Source organism: Pseudomonas sp. D5(2026) (assembly GCF_057766845.1).
This window is the reverse complement of sequence record NZ_CM173421.1, coordinates 3,883,783-3,905,738: the sequence shown is the minus strand read 5'-3', so window position 1 is coordinate 3,905,738 and position 21,956 is coordinate 3,883,783. Positions and strand designations below refer to the sequence as shown.

General features: G+C 61.5%; 16 protein-coding genes. 9 read left to right on the top strand and 7 right to left on the bottom strand.

Translation table 11 applies throughout. The features are described 5' to 3' along the window. The first annotated feature begins 9 nt into the window (after positions 1 to 9). Entirely contained in the window at positions 10 to 1,314 is a 1,305-nt protein-coding gene (locus AC3B5Q_RS18065; RefSeq protein WP_274118712.1) for a CitMHS family transporter, read from the top strand. Between the two features lie 67 nt (positions 1,315 to 1,381). Beyond that, entirely contained in the window at positions 1,382 to 2,635 is a 1,254-nt protein-coding gene (locus AC3B5Q_RS18060) for an OprD family porin (RefSeq protein WP_021784026.1), read from the top strand. A gap of 52 nt (positions 2,636 to 2,687) precedes the next feature. Here the strand turns inward: AC3B5Q_RS18060 and AC3B5Q_RS18055 are convergent, their stop codons facing one another. From AC3B5Q_RS18055 to AC3B5Q_RS18040, 4 genes are all read right to left on the bottom strand, one after another. Further along, positions 2,688 to 2,936, bottom strand: a complete 249-nt coding sequence (locus AC3B5Q_RS18055; RefSeq protein ID WP_274118714.1) for a CsbD family protein — start codon at positions 2,934 to 2,936, stop codon at positions 2,688 to 2,690. Between the two features lie 129 nt (positions 2,937 to 3,065). After that, positions 3,066 to 3,545 carry a redox-sensitive transcriptional activator SoxR gene (gene soxR / locus AC3B5Q_RS18050; RefSeq protein WP_028698043.1) on the bottom strand — a complete coding sequence of 160 codons (480 nt, stop codon included), beginning with the start codon at positions 3,543 to 3,545 and terminating at the stop codon, positions 3,066 to 3,068. Positions 3,546 to 3,677: 132 nt separating this feature from the next. Further along, positions 3,678 to 4,556, bottom strand: coding sequence for an RHS repeat-associated core domain-containing protein (locus AC3B5Q_RS18045; protein ID WP_331245220.1), 879 nt, complete (start codon positions 4,554 to 4,556; stop codon positions 3,678 to 3,680). A gap of 365 nt (positions 4,557 to 4,921) precedes the next feature. Next, on the bottom strand, positions 4,922 to 5,662 hold the full coding sequence (locus tag AC3B5Q_RS18040; protein WP_021784022.1) for a GntR family transcriptional regulator: 741 nt from the start codon (positions 5,660 to 5,662) through the stop codon (positions 4,922 to 4,924). 1,209 nt (positions 5,663 to 6,871) lie between these two features. On the opposite strand from AC3B5Q_RS18040, the gene AC3B5Q_RS18035 reads away from it, so the two are divergent. After that, the gene (locus tag AC3B5Q_RS18035; RefSeq protein WP_172402883.1) at positions 6,872 to 7,795 is read left to right on the top strand and encodes a LysR family transcriptional regulator; all 924 of its coding nucleotides are present in this window, start codon (positions 6,872 to 6,874) and stop codon (positions 7,793 to 7,795) included. Here the strand turns inward: AC3B5Q_RS18035 and lysA are convergent. Then, entirely contained in the window at positions 7,785 to 9,023 is a 1,239-nt protein-coding gene (lysA, locus tag AC3B5Q_RS18030; protein WP_274118781.1) for a diaminopimelate decarboxylase, read from the bottom strand. The two genes, AC3B5Q_RS18035 and lysA, sit on opposite strands and share 11 nt — an antisense overlap. A gap of 123 nt (positions 9,024 to 9,146) precedes the next feature. Here lysA and AC3B5Q_RS18025 point away from each other — a divergent pair, with 123 nt between their 5' ends. Continuing rightward, the gene (locus AC3B5Q_RS18025; RefSeq protein ID WP_021785504.1) at positions 9,147 to 10,052 is read left to right on the top strand and encodes a LysR family transcriptional regulator; all 906 of its coding nucleotides are present in this window, start codon (positions 9,147 to 9,149) and stop codon (positions 10,050 to 10,052) included. 65 nt (positions 10,053 to 10,117) lie between these two features. On the opposite strand, the gene AC3B5Q_RS18020 is transcribed toward AC3B5Q_RS18025, so the two are convergent. Then, positions 10,118 to 10,471 (bottom strand): hypothetical protein, encoded by a 354-nt coding sequence (locus AC3B5Q_RS18020; RefSeq protein ID WP_014591821.1) that lies wholly within the window; start codon positions 10,469 to 10,471, stop codon positions 10,118 to 10,120. A 275-nt stretch (positions 10,472 to 10,746) separates the two neighbouring features. Between AC3B5Q_RS18020 and AC3B5Q_RS18015 the strand changes: the two genes are divergently transcribed. Further along, complete coding sequence (locus tag AC3B5Q_RS18015) at positions 10,747 to 15,612, top strand: NAD-glutamate dehydrogenase (protein WP_274118782.1); 4,866 nt, start codon at positions 10,747 to 10,749, stop codon at positions 15,610 to 15,612. 114 nt (positions 15,613 to 15,726) lie between these two features. Here AC3B5Q_RS18015 and ppsR read toward each other — a convergent pair whose 3' ends face one another. After that, positions 15,727 to 16,545, bottom strand: coding sequence for a posphoenolpyruvate synthetase regulatory kinase/phosphorylase PpsR (ppsR, locus tag AC3B5Q_RS18010; protein ID WP_021785502.1), 819 nt, complete (start codon positions 16,543 to 16,545; stop codon positions 15,727 to 15,729). Between the two features lie 191 nt (positions 16,546 to 16,736). Between ppsR and ppsA the strand changes: the two genes are divergently transcribed. The 4 genes from ppsA to cmaX all read left to right on the top strand — a co-directional run bounded on the left by ppsA (position 16,737) and on the right by cmaX (position 21,927). Beyond that, on the top strand, positions 16,737 to 19,112 hold the full coding sequence (gene ppsA, locus AC3B5Q_RS18005) for a phosphoenolpyruvate synthase (RefSeq protein WP_020193548.1): 2,376 nt from the start codon (positions 16,737 to 16,739) through the stop codon (positions 19,110 to 19,112). 102 nt (positions 19,113 to 19,214) lie between these two features. Next, positions 19,215 to 20,207, top strand: a complete 993-nt coding sequence (locus AC3B5Q_RS18000) for an alpha/beta fold hydrolase (RefSeq protein ID WP_274118783.1) — start codon at positions 19,215 to 19,217, stop codon at positions 20,205 to 20,207. 205 nt (positions 20,208 to 20,412) lie between these two features. Continuing rightward, positions 20,413 to 20,904 (top strand): ribonuclease E activity regulator RraA, encoded by a 492-nt coding sequence (gene rraA, locus AC3B5Q_RS17995; RefSeq protein ID WP_021785500.1) that lies wholly within the window; start codon positions 20,413 to 20,415, stop codon positions 20,902 to 20,904. A 27-nt stretch (positions 20,905 to 20,931) separates the two neighbouring features. Continuing rightward, on the top strand, positions 20,932 to 21,927 hold the full coding sequence (gene cmaX, locus AC3B5Q_RS17990; RefSeq protein WP_021785499.1) for a divalent cation transporter CmaX: 996 nt from the start codon (positions 20,932 to 20,934) through the stop codon (positions 21,925 to 21,927). The last annotated feature ends 29 nt before the right edge of the window (positions 21,928 to 21,956 follow it).

Genomic DNA, 21,956 nt, shown 5'->3' with positions numbered 1-21,956 from the left:
GAACAAACCATGCTCGCACTTCTGGGCCTGATCATGGTGGTGACCTTCACCTACCTGATCATGAGTAAACGCCTGTCCCCGATCGTCGCGCTGACCATCGTGCCGATTGTTTTCGCCCTTATTGGCGGTTTCGCGCCAGACCTGGGCAAGATGATGCTCGATGGGCTGAAAATGGTCGCACCGTCTGCCGCGCTGCTGCTGTTCGCCATCCTGTTCTTCGGCCTGATGATCGACGCCGGCCTGTTCGACCCGTTGATCCGCAAGATTCTCAAGCGGGTGAATGGCGACCCGATAAAGATCGCTATCGGCACCGCCCTGCTGTCGCTGCTGGTTGCGCTGGACGGTGATGGCACCACGACTTACATGATTACCTGTGCCGCCATGCTGCCGCTTTACAAGCGCATCGGCATGAACCCGATGATCCTGGCTACCGTATCGATGCTGTCATTGAGCATCATGAGCGGCATGAGCCCGTGGGGCGGCCCCGCCACCCGCGCCATTGCCGCGCTTGGTCTGGATGCGACCGAGTACTTCATTCCGATGTTGCCCACCGTCATCGGCGGGGCGGTGTGGGTCGTATTCACCGCTTATCTGCTTGGCCGTGCAGAGCGTCGGCGTATCGGCAATATTGCCCTGGAGTCTGGTGGAGGCAACTGCTACATCAAGGAAATCCTTGGCGACAACCCGCACAAGCGTCCGCGCCTGGCCTATGTGAACCTAGTGTTGGTGATTGTCGTGATGACTGCGCTGGTGCTGGGGCTGATGCACGCAGCCATCCTGTTCATGATCGGTTTCGTCGCCGCGCTGATGATCAACTACCCGCAGCTGAATGTGCAGAAAGAACGCATTCTCGCCCATTCGGGTAACGCCATGACCGTGGTGCTGCTGGTATTCGCCGCAGGCATATTTGCCGGTATTTTCTCGGGCACCAAGATGGTTGACGCACTGGCGCAGACCCTGGTGGACTGGATTCCGGCAGCCTGGAGCCACTGGTTCCCGCTGGTGGTGGCGCTGACCAGCATGCCGCTGACTTTCGTGCTGTCCAACGACGCCTACTACTTCGGCGTTGTGCCGATCCTGGCGAACGCCGCTGCCGCCTATGGTATCGACCCGGTGGAAATTGCCCGCGCCTCGGTGCTGGGGCAGCCTGTGCACCTGATGAGCCCGCTGGTGGCCTCCACCTTGCTGCTGGTGGGCATGGTCGACCGGGATATCGGCGACTTCCAGAAGGCCACGGTGAAATGGGCCGTGCTCACCTCGCTGGTGATCACAGCACTGGCGTTGCTCACGGGGGCCTTGTCCTTCTTCGTCTAGGCATTATCGGGCGCCGCCAGGCGCCCCGACCTCCGCTCACTCCGAAAACAACAATAGAGTACCGATCATGTCCCGAGTTGTGTTCCGTGGGGCCACCTTAGGCCTGCTTTGCGGCTGGCTGCCTGTTGCCGGCGCTTCCGGTTTTGTCGATGACAGCAAGCTCAAGCTGCAGTTGCGCAACGTGTATTTCAACGAGAATTTCCGTGACGAGCAGGGTATGAGTGCCCGCGCTGCCGCCACGGCCAAAAGCGAACGGGTGGAATGGGCTCAGGGCTTTCTGCTCGACTACCAGTCAGGTTTCACCCAAGGTACTTTGGGTGTGGGGCTCGATGCACTGGGCCTGCTGGGCGTACGCCTTGATTCCGGGCGCGGGCGCAGCGGTACCGGGCTGTTGCCGGTGCACGACGATGGCCGTGCGGCGGATGAGTTCGCCAGTGCCGGGGTCACGGCCAAAGCCCGCCTGGGCAGCACCGTGGTCAAGCACGGCACCTTGCTGCCCAAGACACCGGTGCTGGTCTACAACGATGCGCGGGTGCTGCCACAGACCTATCAGGGCACTCAGCTGACCAGCACGGATATCGACGGGCTGACCCTGACGGCCGGGCACCTTGACCGTTTCAAGCAGCGTGACTCGTCCAACAGCACTGGCATTTATCTGGATGGCTATGGGGGCGGCAAGTCGGGTGACTTCAGCTTTGCCGGTGCCGACTATGCCGTCAGCAAACAACTGCGCCTGAGTGTGTACCATGGCCAGCTGGAGCACTTCTATCGCCAGGATTTTGCCGGGCTGGTGCATGACCTGCCGCTGGCTGGCGGGGTTCTGACCACGGACCTGCGCTACTTCAAAAGCCGCGACAGCGGGGCGGCCTATGGCGGCGGCATCGACAACCAGATGTTCAGTGGCCAGGTGGCGTATGCGCATTCCGGCCATACCCTGGGGGCCGGTTATCAGGTGCTCGATGGAGATGCCGGTTTGCCGTATATCAGCGGTGCGACCGTTTATTCGTTCAGCAACGTCGGCATCGGCAAGTTCATCGAGGAGGAAGAGAAAACCTGGATGGCCAGCTACGCCTACAACTTCGCGGCCGCCGGCGTGCCGGGGCTGACCTTCATGACGCGCTACCTGAGTGGCGACAATGGCCGCTCAGGTGGCGAGGGCATCAAAGAATGGGAGCGTGACGCCGAGATTGCCTACGTGGTGCAGGGCGGGCCAATGAAAGGTCTGGGCGTGAAACTGCGCAACTATGTCTATCGTTCGGATTTCGCTCGCGGGCGCGACAGCAACCGCTTGTACCTTACCTACGATATCGCCATCTGGTGATGGCGCGGGCCGGGTCACATACCCGGCCCAGGCCTTGCTTGCGGTGCCCCGCTCAGCGGCGCAGCAGGCGAGAGACCACGAGTGTGACAGCGGCTGTGATGGCCATTGCGGCGAAAGGCTTTTGCTTGACGAATGAAGACACCGTGTCCAGCGTGTCACCATAGGACTTGGTCAACTGACCTGCGGCCTGACGCCCATCGCCTTCGGCCTCCAGCGCCGGATCTTCGACCAGTCGGCCTACAGCGCTCTGCGCCTTGCCTGCGAGGTTTTCAGCAACACCTTCGATCTGTTCACGTTTCATGATGTTTGTGTTCCTTCCTGTGAGCGACTGAGTGTCAACAACACAGGCTTAGGGCGGTGGCGCGTCGCAATGGTTCCAACGCAAGCAAGGTCGAAGACAAGCAGGCGGGCTTATCGAGCATTTTGACCGTTACGTACTGGGCAAGTCTGCAGCCTGGCGGGCCTTTTTCTCGAGTATCCGCGCCCCGGTTCCTTCCTTGGCCAGCACATCTTCGGGGTTGCGCAGCGGGCAGTCTTCAAGCGACAGGCAACCGCAGCCAATGCAGTTGTCCAGGCTGTCGCGCAGTGCCTCCAGTGTGCGAATGCGGGCATTCAGGTCTTCGCGCCAGGCCGTGGACATCTCGCTCCATTGTGCTGCCGTGAGCTTGCTGTTGGGGGCATAACGGCTGAGTGCCTGTTTGATTTCCTCAAGCGCAATACCCGTGCGCTGGGCCACCTTGATGATCGCCAGGGTACGCAGCACCAGCGAGGGATAGCGGCGCTGGTTGCCTGCTGTGCGGACGCTGGCGATCAGCCCTTTGGTTTCGTAGAAGTGCAGCGCAGACACCGCCACGCCGCTGCGCTTGGCCACTTCACCCACTGTGAGCATCCGTGTGTTGTCCGCTGCCATACGAGTCGACCTAAAGTTAAGTTGAGCTTTTATAAGCCGGCCCGGTCGGCGCCGCAACCGTTTTTCCGGGGCATCGGGGTATTGCATGAAGGCATTCGCCTTTGCCCCATCATCTTTCAGTGGTTGGGCACGCTACCCAAAGCCACGGCGCACAGTTCTCACCTCATAGCCCAACCCTTCCAGGTAGGCTTTTACGAGCGCCGTGCGCCAGTGCTCAGGCTGATAGTGGCCGGACCAGTCGTCGACAGTGAATACCCCATTCTTATAGGCGATATAACCTGCAGCGCTGACGTTGTTGCTGGCATTGAAATTCCACATTTCAGCGCCGCTGGCGTGAGTATTCAAGAGGGGGTCAGTAGAGGCGCCGAAGACGATCAGGGTGGTTTCGTCTCCTTCATTTATGAGTGTGTATTTGTAAATGAGTGATGGACTGATTTTTTGGGCGTTATTTTTGTTGTTGATGATATGGATGTCTACGATGTCCTCGCTTATTAATTTTTTGGCATTCTTGAGTTCGGTTTGAAGGTGTTTGGCTTGGTTGTTCGAAAGCAGGTGTGCCGTATTGGAGGGTTTGAATTGTTTTCTATAATTCCTGCCTATCTGAATGGCTGCCTGGAAAAATTTATTGATTGCATTTTTTCCGCTAGGGTCTTGTGCGTTGATAGGGTCGTTCAGGCAGTAGGCATAGGCATTGATGCCGCCTTTGAGGAAAGGGCTCTGGTTGTCTGGGCTGATGAATCGCATCAAGCGTGGGATGAATATTCGGTACCCATTTCCGAGTGCATAGCCTTCCAGCGCAGAAGCGTAAAATTCACCATTGAACCCCACCGCTCCGGTCAGTTCCGCTTCGGTGTTTCGAAACCCATAGGGTGTATAGTTTCCTGACTGACCTTTTGTTGGGCCCGTGGGTGTTCGTGCGGCGCCATGTTGGTCATGGGCCTGGCTTTCCGAACAGGCTGCAATGGCCGGATCGTGTTTTTTGCGTGATGTCGAAGTTTTATGCGTTGACATATCTCTGAGATCCGTCAGATCTGGCACTTGGCATCAGTGTGTTATGAAGTGCACAGGCTTAAGCTGATAAAAGTATCAGGTCATTCAGGCTGCAACACTTCAGGGGATACGCGTTTCGCTGCCGGTAGATAGAGGCTCGCCACTGTAGCCTCACATTCCGATCGGCCGCTTTTCGGCGTTTCGATAGCCATAGGGCAAGTAGTTGCTTGGCATGCGTTTTGATATATGCGTAGAGCCAGTATCTGTAGGCATGGTCTTGATGAGCCCGAACTGAGCGAGGTATGAGTGTGCCTCACCTGTCACAGGTTCGACACTGATAAAACTGTCAGGTGATTGCAGTTTAACAATGTCGTAATTTTCTCACTTTACCCCTTCAGTATCTGGTCGCGGCGCATCTGGGTGACCAAGGTAAAGCGGTCATCCGGGTGCACGGTCTCGGAAACCGCCATCAAATCACCATTCTCCTCGCGGTAATGGCGGATGATGTTCAACCCCGGCGAGCCTGCTTCGGCCTTCAGCGCCTTGGCCATTTCCGCTGTCAGCAAAACCGCGCGCACTTGCTGGTCGACCACTGCGATTGACCGGCCATAGTGCTGTTCGATCAACCCGGCAATCAGCCGGTCAGGGTGCTCGCGGGCCAGGTCAATGACCTCGGTATAGTCGCGCGGCGCATACACGTCGGTCCAGCAAAGCGGCGCGGCAGGGTGCTGCCGGTCGACGCGGATGCTCGACACGCAGAAGTAATGCTCCCCCGGCACCAGCCCCAGCCGCGCCGCCTCGTTCAGGTCGGCGACAAAGTGGCGCACGCTCTGGATTTCCCGCTGCTGGGTGTCTGCCAGGTGCGCCAGGTCAGCCACGCAGGCCGACGATTGCGAATAGCCGCCGCGCGGGCTGCTGGCCTCCACGCGAGTGCCCACCCGCTTGCGCCGCGACACCAGCCCTTGGGTGAGCAACTGGTTGATAGCGGCACGCACCGTGTGCCGGCTCACATTATAAAGGTCGCACAGCTCGAATTCGGTCGGCAGCAGGCTGCCCACCGGGTAGCGGCCGCTGGCAATGGCTTGCATCAAGTCCTTTGCCACGGTGGAGTAGCGCGTTGGGTTCATACCTTTGCTCTGGCTCGCCTATTTCATCGGTTGACAGTGTAACAGCGGCCGAATGCCGAACGTTCCAGCCTGTCGAGCAGGGCCACCCAGGGGCTTGCCAGAACCTGTTTGGCGCCTGGGAGATCGAGCGCCGCCCGCGCGGCGCATCGCGAGCTGCGCTCGCTCCTACGTTTGTTTCTGGCCAGTGACGCCTGTGACAGGCGCGCGCGACCGCCGTGTTTGTACGACGCGATATCGAGCCCTGCGCCAAGGCGTACGCGCGCAAATCTCACAGGAATGATTGGCCCGAAACAAACGTAGGAGCGAGCGCAGCTCGCGATGCGCCGCGCGGGCGGCGCTCGATCTCCCAGGCGACGCACCTCTACCGCCATACAGGCGGCGCTCGACCTCCCAGGCGACGCACCTCTACCGCCATACAGGCGGCGCTCGGTCTCCCAGGCGACGCACCTCTACCGCCATACCTTCAAGGCCACACCGCCTGGCATGACGTTGCGCAATGGCCGGGTGTGTTTGCCGTGGGTTTTAGGGGGTGGCAGAAATCGAGCGCCGCCCGCGCGGCGCATCGCGAGCTATGCTCGCTCCTACGTTTGTTTCTGGCCAGTAACGCCTGTGACAGGCGCGCGCGACCGCCTTGTTTGTACGACGCAATATCGTGCCAAGCGCCAAGGCGTTCGCGCACAAATCCCACAGGAATGACTGGCCCGAAACAAACGTAGGAGCGAGCGCAGCTCGCGATGCGCCGCGCGGGCGGCGCTCGATCTCACAGGCGACGCACCTCTACCCGCCATACAGGCGGCGCTCGATCTCCTAGGCGACGCACCTCTACCGCCATACAGGCGGCGCTCGATCTCCCGGGCGACGCACCTCTACCGCCATACAGGCGGCGCTCGATCTCCCAGGCGCCAAACAGGTTCTGGCAAGCCCCCTGCTGGCCCTGACCCGATCCCCCCGCCGACCACCCAACCCGCCATTCATCGCACTGCGCGAATGGCGGCCAAAAAGTGTCGGCATCATGAATGACCGCTTCGCGAGTCAACGCCTGGGCGGTGCACGGCAGGGGCGCGGAAGAGAAGAGAGCCGAAGATCACCCCGGTCGCTCAGTACGGGGCGATGGCGATTGCGTAGCGTGCAGTGCAGGTTTCGATTCGGCTAGGATGCTTGTTGATGCTGAAATTGAACCCACACAACAAGCACGGCCCGAGAGCACCCATGAACCGCAACGAACTGCGCAAAGCCGATATCAACCTGATGGTGGTGTTCGAAGCGCTGATGCAGGAACGCAACCTCACCCGCGCCGCGGAGAAGCTGTTCGTCGCCCAGCCCACGGTCAGCGCGGCGCTGGCCAGGTTGCGTACGATGTTCAATGACCCGTTGCTGGTTCGTGTGGGCAACCGCATGGAGCCCTCGGCCAGGGCCGAAGAGGTGATCAAGTACCTCACGCCAGCCTTGGATGCGATGTCCGTGGCACTCAGCATGACCCATGATTTCGACCCGCTGACCAGCAAGATGACCTTCCGCATTGGCTTGTCCGATGATGTCGAGTCGGGCCTGTTGCCGCCGCTGTTGCGGGCGCTGCGGGTGGAGGCGCCAAACGTGGTGGTGGTCGTGCAGCATGTGGACTACTGGCGCATTCCGGACCTGCTGGCGGCGGGCGACGTGACGGTGGGTATCAGCCAGACCAAGGGCCTGCCCGCCAATGCCAAACGCAAGGTGCTACGCACCATGCAGGCCAGGGTAGTGCGGGCCGACAAGTCCACCACGCCGCTTTCTCTGGATGAGTTTTGCCAACGCCCGCATGTCCAGGTTTCGCCGACCGCCAACACCCAGGGTGTGGTCGACGACTGGTTGAAAGACATCGGCCGTGAACGCAAGGTGGTGTTGTCGGTGCCGCAGTTCAGTTCGCTACCGGCGATTCTGGCCGGTACCGACCTGCTGGCCTGCTGCCCGGACTATGCCGCACAGGGTATGGAACGCTGGGGCAACCTGCAGGCCGAGACGCTGCCGTTCGAGACTGCTGCACTGGAGCTGGCCATGGTCTGGTTGAGCACCACTGACAGCGACCCGGCCGAGCGTTGGCTGCGTAGTCGCCTGGAGCACTACATGGGCGGACTACGGGAAGCGGTCACGGGATGATGTCGGTCTCCAGGCTCAGCAGGTCCTGCACCGTCTGCCGCCGGCGGATCATCCGCAACACCCCGCCCTCGATCAGAAACTCCGGCAGCAGCGGCCGGCTGTTGTAGTTCGACGACATCGACGCGCCATAGGCGCCGGCATCGTGAATCACCAGCAGGTCGCCCACCTGTGCCTGAGGCAGGTCCTGCGGGGTCAGTTCCTGGTCATTCTGAGTGAACACGTCACCCGATTCACACAACGGCCCGGCCACCACAGTCGGTTGCCGTGGGCGGTCCACCGGCTGGCCGTTGGCATCAAGCAGGGTCATGCCGTGGTAGGCGCCGTACATCGCCGGGCGCATCAGGTCGTTGAAGCCGGCGTCGATCATGACGAAGGTATTGCGGCCCACTTGCTTGACGGCGCGCACTTCGGCCACGAGGTAGCCCGACTCGGCCACCAGGAAACGCCCTGGCTCGATTTCCATGCGCACGGGGTGGCCAAGCATCGCTTCGACTTCCTTGCGCGCTACCGCCCAGGTCTGCGCATAGCGCTGCAGGTCGACCGGTTTGTCGGTGCTGCGGTAAGGGGTGGAAAGCCCGCCGCCAATGGAGAACGCCTCGATGTCCACGCCCAGGCGGCCGATCAGTTCGATCATCGAGCGGGCCACCTGTTCCAGGTGCTGGTAGTCCACCCCGGAGCCAATATGCATGTGCACGCCCACCAGGTGCAGGCCATGGGCCTTGATGCACGCCAGCGCCTCGTCCAGCTCTTCATGCCAGATGCCGTGCTTGCTGTTTTCGCCGCCGGTGTTGGTCTTGCGGCTGTGGCCATGGCCGAAGCCCGGGTTGATGCGGATCCACACGCGGTGGCCGGGCGAGCGTTCACCCAGTTGGCGCAGCATGTCGATGGAGCCTGCGTTGACTTCGATCTTCGAGGCCACCACTCGCTCCAGGGTGGGGCGGTCCAGTGCGTCACAGGTCAGCACCACGCCGGCAGGGTCACCGTCAACGCTCGCGCCGGCGGCGAAGGCCCGCTCCATCTCACCCAGCGACACTGCATCCAGCACCAGACCATGGGCGCGCATCAGGCGCAGCACATGCAAGTTCGGGTTGGCTTTCTGGGCGAAACGTACGGTGTCGAACACGTTCAGCTGCTCGACACGATCGGCGATGGTGCGGGTGTCGTATGCCCATAGCGGCGAGCCGTGCTGGCGAACCGCCTCGGCCAGGAGGGTGAAGGGTGCGGTCATGGTGGCGTTACTCGTATAAGGAAGGCCACGAGGATGCGCCAAAGGGTGAATTCAGAAAAATAGCTATTCTTCTGCCAGCTATTCATATCTGATATGCCCATTGTCGACTCTCCGGGTATTGCCGTGAAACTGTCCGTTCGCCACATCGAAGTGTTCCGCGCCATTATGGCGGCCGGTAGCGTCACAGGGGCGGCGCGCCTGTTGTTCACCTCGCAGCCCACCGTCAGCCGCGAACTGGCGCGGCTGGAGCAGGTGACTGGCCTGAACCTGTTCGAACGTGAGGGAGGGCGTCTGGTGGCCACAGCCCAGGCGTTGCTGCTGATCGAGGAGGTCGAGCGCGCCTACGTCGGGCTGGAGCGGATCGATCGCTTTGCCCAGGCCATCCGCAACTTCGAGCAGGGCCGGCTGGCCATCACCTGCTTGCCGCTGTTCTCGCAAACCTTGTTGCCAAAGGCTTGCCAGCGCTTTCACCAGCAGCACAGCGGCGTGAGCGTGAGCATTCTGGCGCAGGAGTCGCCTTTGCTGGAGGAGTCACTGGTTGCCCAGCAGCATGACCTTGGCCTGACTGAAGTCGAACAGATACCGCGCGGCGCGTATGGTGAATTGCTGTTCAGTGCCAACATGGTGTGCGTGTTGCCCGAGCATCACCCGCTGCAAGTGAAGGCTGAACTGGAGCTGAGTGATTTCCATGAGGTCGATTTCATCAACCTGGCCAGTCTGGATACCTACCGCCAGCGTCTGGATCAGCACTTTCGTGCGGCCGGGGTCAACCGCCGCACGGTGATCGAAACCACCAGTGCAGCTTCGGTGTGCGCCATGGTCAGGCAAGGCCTGGGGGTGGCGATCATCAACCCGCTGAGCGGGCTGGAGGCGGCGCAAGGCGGGTTGCCGATCCGCCGGTTACGGGTGTCGGTGCCGTATCAGGTGATGCTGATACGCCCGGACCATCGGCCGGCATCGGCAGCGGTGGAGCCGTTTTGCGAGGCGTTGCGGGTGCAGGCGCAAGAAATGCAGGCAGCATTGGGCTAGGGCTTTGCGGGGCACTCAGATTCCATGCCATCCCCGCAGTGCCTGCTTCGCGGGTAAACCCGCTCCTACAGCTCGCAGACCAAGGTTCCAGTACCGGCCAGGATGTTTTCAAGGGTTTCCTTCACTTCATCCATGTCACTCAACTCGCTGGTCAGGTTGATCTCCAGCACTTCATCCCCCTTCAGCGCGTCCCGGTCACCGGCCGCCACTTCAATCAGCAGGCGCTTGGCGCTCAGGGTCACTTTAAGACCATCCAGCGTCGACGGCTCATCATCCAGGGTCAGGTCGACGGTGTCCTCGTCCGGGTAGCGGGTAAGCAGGAACATCTGACCTTTGTCGCTGTGGCAACACAGGGTCGCCATGTTGTCTTCCTCGTCATCGCAAGGGGTGGCGAACAGCAGGGCGGTGTTGATTTGCATGAGCAGGCTCGAATCAAAGGAAACGGAAGGGGATTCTGACAGTCTTGCGTACAGGCATAAACGTAAAGTTACCCCCCCTTGACCGAAATTGTCGCAGCGCTGCAAGCGTAGATGACCGATCAGTCGTTAAGCTTCGGCGAGCCCTGGGCGTGCCTGCGCACGTTCAACGTCTGGTTTTTTACCGTCCGCCATGCCACGGGTTGGCTATCGTTGATCCGTACACGGCGCACGCAGCGACGCTTCAATTATTACAAAGCCCAAGCGGAGTACCACAGATGGCGTTCTTCACCGCAGCCAGCAAAGCCGACTTCCAGCATCAACTGCAAGCGGCCCTGGCGCAGCACATCAGCGAGCAGTCCCTGCCACAAGTGGCGCTGTTCGCCGAGCAGTTCTTCGGCATCATCTCTCTGGACGAACTCACCCAACGCAGGCTTTCCGACCTGGCCGGCTGCACCCTGTCAGCCTGGCGCATCATCGAGCGTTTCGACCCCGAATATCCGCAAGTACGGGTGTACAACCCTGATTACGAACGCAATGGCTGGCAGTCGACCCATACCGTGGTCGAAGTGCTGCACCACGACCTGCCGTTCCTGGTCGATTCGGTGCGCACCGAGCTCAACCGCCGTGGCTACAGCATCCACACCCTGCAAACCACCGTGCTCAGCGTGCGCCGTGGCGCCAAAGGCGAGCTGTTGGAACTGCTGCCCAAGGGTACCCAGGGCGAGGGCGTGTGCTACGAGTCACTGATGTATCTGGAGATCGACCGCTGCGCCAATGCCGCCGAGCTGACAGTGCTGACCCGCGAAATCGAGCAGGTGCTGGCCGAGGTACGGGTGGTGGTGGCCGACTTCGAACCGATGAAGGCCAAACTGCGTGACGTGGTGGCGCAGGTAGAACAGACCGCCTTTGGCCCTGCCCAAAACGAAAAGAGCGAAGTCAAGGCCTTCCTCGAGTGGCTGCTGGATAACCACTTCACCTTCCTGGGCTATGAAGAATTCACCGTCAAGGGCGACGCCGATGGCGGCCAGATGGTTTACGACGGGCAGTCGTTCCTCGGCTTGCCACGCCGCCTGCGCGTGGGCCTGACCGCAGAAGAGCTGCGCATCGAAGACTACGCTGTGGCCTACCTCAACGAGCCGCTGCTGCTGTCGTTCGCCAAGGCCGCGCTGCCCAGCCGCGTGCACCGCCCGGCCTATCCGGACTACGTGTCGATCCGTCAGCTGGACGCCGACGGCAAGGTCATCAAGGAGCACCGCTTCATGGGGCTGTACACCTCGTCGGTGTATGGCGAAAGCGTGCATGCCATTCCGTACATCCGCGTGAAGGTGGCCGAAGTCGAGCGCCGTTCGGGCTTCGATCCCAAGGCTCACCTGGGCAAGGAACTGGCCCAGGTGCTGGAAGTGCTGCCGCGTGACGACCTGTTCCAGACGCCGATCGACGAGCTGTTCAGCACGGTCATGGCAATCGTGCAAATCCAGGAGCGCAACAAGATCCGCGTGTTCCTGCGCAAAGACCCGTACGGCCGCTTCTGCTACTGCCTGGCCTACGTCCCGCGGGAAATCTACTCCACCGAAGTGCGGCAGAAGATCCAGCAGGTGCTGATGGAGCGCCTGAAGGCCAGCGACTGCGAGTTCTGGACCTTCTTCTCCGAATCGGTTCTGGCCCGTGTGCAACTGATTCTGCGGGTCGACCCCAAGAACCGCATCGACATCGACCCGCAGCAACTGGAGCGCGAAGTCATCCAGGCCTGCCGCTCGTGGCATGACGATTACTCGGCACTGGTGGTGGAGAACTTCGGCGAAGCCCAGGGCACCAACATCCTCGCCGATTTCCCCAAAGGCTTCCCGGCCGGGTACCGCGAGCGCTTCGCCGCGCACTCGGCGGTAGTCGACCTGCAGCATGTGCTGAGCCTGTCGGAAAGCAAGCCGCTGGCAATGAGCTTCTATCAGCCGTTGACCCAGGTTGGCGAGCGCACCCTGCACTGCAAGCTCTACCACGCCGACACCCCGCTGGCGCTGTCCGATGTGCTGCCGATTCTGGAAAACCTTGGCCTGCGCGTGCTCGGCGAGTTCCCGTATCGCCTGCGCCATGCCAATGGCCGCGAATACTGGATCCACGACTTCGCCTTCACCTACAGCGAAGGCCTGAGCCTGGACATCCAGCAGCTCAACGACACCCTGCAGGACGCCTTCATCCACATCGTCCGTGGTGACGCCGAGAACGACGCTTTCAACCGCCTGGTACTGACTGCCGGCCTGCCATGGCGCGACGTGGCATTGCTGCGCGCTTACGCCCGTTACCTGAAGCAGATTCGCCTGGGCTTTGACCTGGGTTACATCGCCAGCACCCTGAACAACCACACCGATATCGCTCGCGAGCTGACCCGGTTGTTCAAGACCCGCTTCTACCTGGCGCGCAAGCTCACCCAGGACGACCTTGACGACAAGCAGCAGCGCCTGGAGCAGGCCATTCTGGCTGCGCTGGACGACGTGCAGGTGCTCAACGAAGACCGCATCCTGCGGCGCTATCTGGACCTGATCAAGGCCACCCTGCGTACCAACTTCTACCAGCCCGATGCAAACGGCCAGAACAAGTCGTACTTCAGCTTCAAGTTCAACCCCAAGCTGATCCCCGAACTGCCCAAGCCGGTGCCAAAGTTCGAGATATTCGTCTATTCGCCACGCGTCGAGGGCGTGCACCTGCGCTTTGGCAACGTCGCCCGTGGCGGCTTGCGCTGGTCCGACCGCGAAGAAGACTTCCGCACCGAAGTGCTGGGCCTGGTCAAAGCCCAGCAAGTGAAAAACTCGGTCATCGTGCCGGTCGGCGCCAAGGGCGGCTTCCTGCCGCGCCGTCTGCCGATTGGCGGCAGCCGTGACGAGATTGCTGCCGAAGGCGTGGCGTGCTACCGCATCTTCATTTCCGGCCTGCTCGACATCACCGACAACCTCAAGGACGGTGGCGTGGTACCGCCGGCCAACGTGGTGCGCCATGATGATGACGACCCGTACCTTGTGGTAGCGGCGGACAAAGGTACTGCGACCTTCTCCGACATCGCCAACGGCATCGCGATCGACTACGGTTTCTGGCTGGGCGATGCTTTTGCTTCCGGCGGCTCGGCCGGTTACGACCACAAGAAGATGGGCATTACCGCGCGCGGTGCCTGGGTGGGCGTGCAGCGCCACTTCCGCGAGCGCGGCATCAACGTGCAGGAAGACCCGATCACCGTCATTGGTGTGGGCGATATGGCCGGCGACGTGTTCGGCAATGGCCTGCTGATGTCCGACAAGCTGCAACTGGTGGCAGCGTTCAACCACCTGCATATCTTCATCGACCCCAACCCGGAGCCCGCTTCCAGCTTCGCTGAACGCAAGCGCCTGTTCGACCTGCCGCGCTCGGCCTGGAGCGACTACGACACCAGCATCATGTCCGAAGGCGGCGGGATCTTCCCGCGCAGTGCCAAGAGCATCGCCATCAGTGCGCAGATGAAGGAACGCTTCGCCATCGAAGCCGACCGACTGACCCCGACCGAGCTGCTTAACGCGCTGCTCAAGGCCCCGGTGGACTTGCTGTGGAACGGCGGTATCGGTACCTACGTGAAGGCCAGCACTGAAAGCCACGCCGATGTCGGCGACAAGGCCAACGATGCGCTGCGGGTCAACGGTAACGAACTGCGCTGCAAGGTAGTGGGCGAGGGCGGCAACCTGGGCATGACCCAGCTCGGCCGCGTCGAGTTCGGCCTGAACGGCGGCGCCACCAACACCGACTTCATCGACAACGCCGGCGGCGTGGATTGCTCCGACCACGAGGTCAACATCAAGATCCTGCTCAACGAAGTGGTGCAGGGTGGCGACATGACCGAGAAGCAGCGCAACCAGCTGCTGGGCAGCATGACTGACGAAGTGGCCGGGCTGGTGCTGGGCAACAACTACAAGCAGACCCAGGCGCTGTCGCTGGCCGCCCGCCGCGCCCGCGAGCGGATTGCCGAGTACAAGCGCCTGATGGCCGACCTTGAGGCGCGGGGCAAACTTGACCGCGCCATCGAATTCCTGCCGTCCGAGGAACAGTTGGCCGAACGCCTGGCTGCCGGCCATGGGCTGACCCGCGCCGAGCTGTCGGTGCTGATCTCGTACAGCAAGATCGACCTCAAGGAGCAACTGCTCAAGTCGCTGGTGCCGGACGACGACTACCTGACCCGTGACATGGATACCGCTTTCCCGCCGTCCCTGGTCAGCAAGTTTGCCGAAGCCATGCGTCGCCACCGCCTGAAACGGGAAATTGTCAGCACCCAGATCGCCAACGACCTGGTCAACAACATGGGTATCACCTTCGTCCAGCGCCTGAAGGAGTCGACCGGCATGAGCCCGGCCAACGTGGCCGGGGCCTATGTGATCGTGCGCGACATCTTCCACCTGCCGCACTGGTTCCGCCAGATCGAGGCGCTGGACTATCAGGTGCCCGCAGAAATCCAGCTCACCCTGATGGACGAGCTGATGCGTCTCGGCCGCCGTGCCACCCGCTGGTTCCTGCGTAGCCGCCGCAACGAACAGGACGCCGGGCGTGATACCGCGCACTTCGGGCCGAAGATCGCGCAGCTGGGGCTGAAACTTGATGAACTGCTCGAAGGCCCCACCCGCGAACGCTGGATGGTGCGCTACCAGGGCTTTGTCGAGGCCGGTGTGCCGGAGTTGCTGGCGCGTATGGTGGCGGGTACCAGCCACTTGTACACCCTGCTGCCGATCATTGAAGCGGCCGACGTTACCGGCCATGAGCCGGCGCAGGTGGCCAAGGCGTTCTTCGCCGTGGGCAGCGCGCTGGACCTGACCTGGTACCTGCAGGAAATCAGCAACCTGCCGGTGGAAAACAACTGGCAGGCGCTGGCCCGCGAGGCATTCCGCGACGATATCGACTTGCAGCAGCGGGCGATCACCATTTCGGTCCTGCAGATGGCCGATGCACCGGAAGACATGGATGCCCGCGTGGCACTGTGGGCAGAGCAGCACCGGGGAATGGTGGAGCGCTGGCGCGCCATGCTCGACGACCTGCGCAATGCCACGGGTACTGACTATGCGATGTACGCGGTGGCCAACCGCGAGCTGGTCGATCTGGCCATGAGCGGGCAGGCGGCGGCGGTGCCGTCCTGAGCCTTGTAGTCAGGTAAAACAAAGCCCCGGCAGTGATGCCGGGGCTTTTTTGTATGCCTGGGCTGGCCCTTTCGCGGGTGAACCCGCTCCTACAGGGGGCGGGCCCGGACAGGTTTACTTGAACCGTCTCTCCACACCTTTCTCGACCAGGATCTTCGCCGAAATCTCTTCCACCGAAAAATGCGTGGAATTGATGTTGGGGATGTTCTCCCTGCGGAACAGGCTTTCCACCTCACGTACTTCGAACTCGCACTGGGCAAAGCTGGAATAGCGGCTGTTGGGCTTGCGCTCGTGGCGGATGGCGGTGAGACGGTCGGGGTCGATGGTCAGGCCAAACAGCTTGTTGTGGTGCTTTTTCAGCACCGCCGGCAGCTGCAGGCGCTCCATGTCGTCTTCGGTCAGCGGGTAGTTGGCGGCACGGATGCCGAACTGCATGGCCATGTATAGGCAGGTTGGGGTCTTGCCGCAACGCGACACGCCAACCAGAATCAGATCGGCTTTGTCGTAGTAGTGGGTGCGTGCACCATCGTCGTTATCCAGGGCGAAATTCACCGCCTCGATGCGCTCCATGTAGTTGGAATTGCCGCCGATCGAGTGGGATTTGCCCACGGAATACGACGAATGGGCGATCAATTCCTGCTCGAGCGGGGATAAAAACGAAGAAAAGATGTCGATCATGAAGCCATTCGATGTCGCCAGGATCTCGCGGATGTCCTGGTTGACGATGGTATCGAAGATGATCGGGCGAACCCCGTCCCGCTCGGCCGCCGCGTTGATTTGCTGGACCATGGCTCGCGCTTTGTCCGGCGAATCGATGTAAGGACGGGTGAATTTGTTGAAGGGAATGCTCTCGAATTGCGCGAGCAGACTCTGGCCCAGGGTTTCGGCAGTGATACCCGTGCCGTCGGAGATGAAGAACGCGGTTCGTTTCATTTGCGATCTGGGCCTTAAGCTGATGACGATTCTTGGATATGATAAGTTCGGTTTGCCGAATGCGGCTGTCGACATTCTGCCACATTTGCAGAGCCTATTTTCCAGGTACAGGCCACAAACGCCCGGCCAAGTCAAAGAAGACAGGCGGGCGCCTTTTGAGCTTTTCCAACACAGTTAGTGGAGAGATCACCTTGGTAGAGTACGTAGTTTCCCTCGATAAGCTCGGCGTCCATGATGTGGAGCATGTGGGGGGCAAGAACGCATCCCTGGGCGAGATGATCAGCAACCTTGCCGGTGCTGGTGTATCGGTGCCGGGCGGCTTTGCCACTACGGCGCAGGCGTACCGCGATTTTCTCGAACAGAGTGGTCTGAACGACAGGATTCACGCTGCGCTCGACGCGCTGGACGTGGACGACATCAATGCCCTGACCAAGACTGGCGCGCAGATTCGCCAGTGGGTCATGGAGGCCGAATTCCCGCCACGACTGGATTCGGAAATCCGTACGGCCTTCGCCGAAATGGCCGCCGGCAACGACAACATGGCCGTTGCCGTGCGTTCCTCGGCCACTGCCGAGGACCTGCCGGACGCCTCCTTCGCCGGCCAGCAGGAAACCTTCCTCAACATCCGCGGCGTCGATAACGTGATCCGCGCGGCCAAGGAAGTGTTCGCGTCGCTGTTCAACGACCGCGCCATCGCCTACCGCGTGCACCAGGGCTTCGATCACAAGCTGGTAGCCCTGTCTGCCGGTGTGCAGCGCATGGTCCGCTCCGAAACCGGCACTGCCGGTGTCATGTTCACCCTCGACACCGAGTCGGGCTTCCGCGATGTGGTATTCATCACTGGCGCCTATGGCCTGGGCGAAACCGTGGTGCAGGGTGCGGTCAACCCTGACGAATTCTACGTGCACAAGAACACCCTGCAGGCCGGGCGCCCGGCCATCCTGCGCCGCAATCTGGGCAGCAAGGCGATCAAGATGGTCTATGGCGACGAAGCCAAGGCCGGCCGTTCGGTCAAGACCGTCGAAGTCGACCGCGCCGAGCGTGCTCGCTTCTGCCTGACCGATGCCGAGGTCAGCGAGCTGGCCAAGCAGGCCATGATCATCGAGCAGCACTACCAGCGCCCGATGGACATCGAGTGGGCCAAGGACGGTGACGACGGCAAGCTGTACATCGTCCAGGCTCGCCCTGAAACGGTGAAGAGCCGTTCCAGCGCCAACGTCATGGAACGCTACCTGCTCAAAGAGAAAGGCACCGTGCTGGTCGAAGGCCGTGCCATTGGCCAGCGTATCGGCGCCGGCAAGGTTCGTGTCATCAACGACGTATCGGAAATGGACAAGGTCCAGCCGGGCGACGTGCTGGTCTCCGACATGACCGACCCTGACTGGGAGCCGGTGATGAAGCGCGCCAGCGCCATCGTCACCAACCGCGGTGGCCGTACCTGCCACGCGGCGATCATCGCCCGTGAGCTGGGTATCCCGGCGGTTGTCGGTTGCGGCAACGCTACCCAGGTACTGAAAGACGGCCAGGGCGTGACCGTTTCCTGTGCCGAAGGCGATACCGGCTTCATCTTCGAAGGCGAACTGGGCTTTGACATCAAGCAGAACTCGGTCGATGCCATGCCGGAACTGCCGTTCAAGATCATGATGAACGTCGGCAACCCGGACCGCGCCTTCGACTTCGCCCAGCTGCCCAACGCCGGTGTCGGTCTGGCACGCCTGGAGTTCATCATCAACCGCATGATCGGCGTGCACCCCAAGGCGCTGCTGAACTATGCGGGCCTGCCTGCAGACCTGAAAGAAAGCGTCGACAAGCGCATTGCCGGCTACAACGATCCGGTCGGCTTCTACGTCGAGAAGCTGGTAGAAGGCATCAGCACCCTGGCGGCGGCCTTCTACCCGAAAAAGGTCATCGTGCGCCTGTCGGACTTCAAGTCCAACGAGTACGCCAACCTGATCGGCGGCAAGCTGTACGAGCCGGAAGAAGAAAACCCGATGCTGGGCTTCCGTGGTGCTTCGCGTTACATCAGCGAATCGTTCCGTGACTGCTTCGAGCTCGAGTGCCGCGCACTGAAGCGTGTGCGCAACGAGATGGGCCTGACCAACGTCGAGATCATGGTGCCGTTCGTACGCACCTTGGGCGAAGCCAGCCAGGTTGTCGACCTGCTCGCCGAAAATGGCCTGGCCCGCGGCGACAACGGCCTGCGCGTGATCATGATGTGCGAACTGCCGTCCAACGCCATCCTCGCCGAAGAGTTCCTGGAATACTTCGACGGCTTCTCGATCGGCTCCAACGACCTGACCCAGTTGACCCTGGGCCTGGACCGTGACTCGGGCATCATTGCCCACCTGTTCGACGAGCGAAATCCTGCGGTGAAGAAGCTGCTGGCCAACGCCATTGCTGCGTGCAACAAGGCCGGCAAGTACATCGGTATCTGCGGCCAAGGCCCTTCGGACCATCCGGACCTTGCCAAGTGGCTGATGGAACAGGGCATCGAAAGTGTGTCGCTGAACCCGGACTCGGTACTCGAAACCTGGTTCTTCCTCGCCGAAGGCCAAGGCGCGGCCTGATGCAGTGAAACGCGGGAGGACGTCTGGCGTCCTCCTGCCTGGTTTTTTCCAGGGCGAGCTCCAGCAATGGATCCCGCCCTTTTTTGTGCACCAAGCAACCTTATGCAAAGCAGCAGCACTTTATTCCCCGTGGCCCTGCTCAGTGCCGAGCGCCGCGGCGATCTCAGCGAAGACGTGTATCGGATCAAGGCCGGTAACGGCCCGGATCCCAGCGTCGAGATCGCCATCACCCGTCTGGGGCTGGCCGATCAGGCCCAGGCCCAAGGCGTGCCGGTCATTCTCCTGCATGGCAGTTTCTCCAATCGGCGCTTCTGGTATTCGCCCAAAGGGGTTGGCCTGGGCGCCTATCTTGCGCGCGCCGGTTTCGATGTATGGATTCCGGAAATGCGTGGCCATGGCCTGTCGCCGCGTAACCTGGACTGGAAGCACAACAGCGTTGCCGCCTACGCCCGTGATGACCTGCCGTTGATCAACGCGTTCGTGCGCGAGCAGTCGGGCCAGGCGCCGCACTGGGCCGGCCATTCCCTGGGTGGCACCACCCTGGTAGCAGCGCTGGGGGGTGGTTTCCTGGCCGCCGAGCAGGTGGCCAGCGTGGCGCTGTTCGGCACCCAGATCAGCCGTGTCTATTGGCCGTTGAAAGTGCCACCGCTGGCTTGGGGGGCCAAGCTCGTGCTCAAGCGTTGGGGGCAGATATCCGGGCCACGCTTCAAGCGTGGGCCTGAAGACGAGCCGATAGGCCTGGCCCTGGAGAGCATGCGCTGGCACGGCCTGTTCGGGCGCTTTGGCGACAAGAAGCACGATTGGTGGGCGGGGCTGGCAGAGGTGGATGTGCCGCTGCTGGCGGTGGCCGGCGCTGGGGACTTCCAGGATCCGGTGTGGGCCTGTCGCAAGCTGTTCGAGCAGTTGGGCGGCGAGCGCAAGCAGTTCCTGCGGCTGGGTCGTGAAGAAGGTTTCGAGGCCTTCGGGCATGTCGACATGCTGGTGAGCAAGGCCGCGCAGGTGCAGGTGTGGCCGCTGGTGGAGCGCTGGCTGCGCAACCCGCTGCTGCCGGTGCATGCGTCCACTGGCGTTGCGGAACCTGTGCCTGCCAGCTGAGTTTGCTGTACCTGTCATGGCCTCTTCGCGGGTGAACCCGCTCCTACACCGGATAACGGCGCGTTCCTGTGCAGGAGCGGGTCACGCGTGGAAGGGCCGAGACAGGATGAATACAAATGACTGCCCGGTCCCGGATGACTGCGACAGCCTCCAAGGTGTAGCCTTGGCCGATACCCGCTTTCGTTGTGACTGACAGGAGCTTCCCATGCAGCATTACGTAACGCCCGACCTGTGTGACGCCTACCCGGACCTGGTACAAGTGCTGGAGCCGATGTTCAGCAATTTCGGTGGCCGCGATTCGTTCGGTGGCCAGATCGTCACCATCAAGTGTTTCGAGGACAATTCGCTGGTCAAGGAGCAGGTTGAACTCGACGGCAAGGGCAAAGTACTGGTGGTCGATGGCGGGGGGTCGCTGCGGCGTGCGCTACTTGGCGACATGCTCGCCGAAAAAGCCGCAAAAAACGGTTGGGAAGGCTTGGTGATCTACGGCTGTGTGCGTGATGTCGATGTGTTGATCCAGACCGATGTCGGCGTGCAGGCCCTGGCCAGTCACCCGATGAAGACCGACAAGCGCGGTATCGGCGATCTCAACGTTGCGGTGACCTTCGCCGGGGTAACCTTCCGCCCGGGCGAGTATGTATATGCCGACAACAATGGCGTGCTGGTTTCGCCGAGCCCGCTGAAAATGCCGGAGTAATGCGCCGCGCGCGCTGATGGAGCTTGGATGTTAGAGGAAGACAACGCGCAGTGGGGGCTGGTGCATGCCCTGGTGCTCGATGGCAAAGGCGGCGCGCGCTCGATTGCCCGTACCGAACTGGATGACCTGCAGCTGCAACCGGAGCAAAGCCTGTGGCTGCACTGGGACCGCAGCCATCCGCAAACCCGTACCTGGCTGTTGCACGACAGCGGCCTGAGCGAGTTCGCCTGCGAACTGCTGCTGGAAGAAAACACCCGGCCGCGCCTGCTGCCCTTGGCGGACGAACAGCTGTTGCTGTTCCTGCGGGGGGTCAACCTCAATCCGGGCGCCGAGCCCGAAGACATGGTTTCGGTACGCATTTTCGCCGAGGCGCAGCGGGTTATCTCGTTGCGCCTGAGGCCTTTGCGCGCCAGCGATGAAATTCTCCAGCTGCTGGAACAGGGCAGGGGACCGAAATCGGCCTCAGAGCTGTTGCTGTTGATGGGCGAACTGCTGACCGAAAAGGTCCAGGGCCTGGTCAGCGACCTGGCCGAGCTGGTCGACCTGGAGGAAGAAAAGGTCGAATCCGACGAGCGGTATACCCCGGAGCAGGGCAGCCTGCAGCAGATCCGCCGCCGTGCCGCTGGCTTGCGCCGCTTTCTCGCCCCGCAACGGGAAATCTACGCGCAGTTGTCGCGCAGTAAATGGAGCTGGTTCGCCAATGCCGACGCCGATTACTGGAATGAACTCAACAACAGCCTGATCCGCTACCTCGAAGAGCTGGAACTGGCCCGCGAACGCGCTGCGCTGGTGCTGGAAAGCGAAGACCGGCGGCGCAGCGAGCGGATGAACCGCACCATGTACCGCTTTGGCATCATTACCTGCATCTTCCTGCCCATGAGCTTTGTCACCGGGCTGCTGGGCATCAATGTCGGCGGCATCCCCGGGGCGGAAAACCCTCTGGGCTTCCTGTTCGCCTGCATTGTCGTGCTGGGGTTGGCCGTGGGGCAGTGGTGGCTGTTCCGGCGGTTGCGGTGGGTATAGCTGTGCAATTTGAAACATTCGTCCCAACG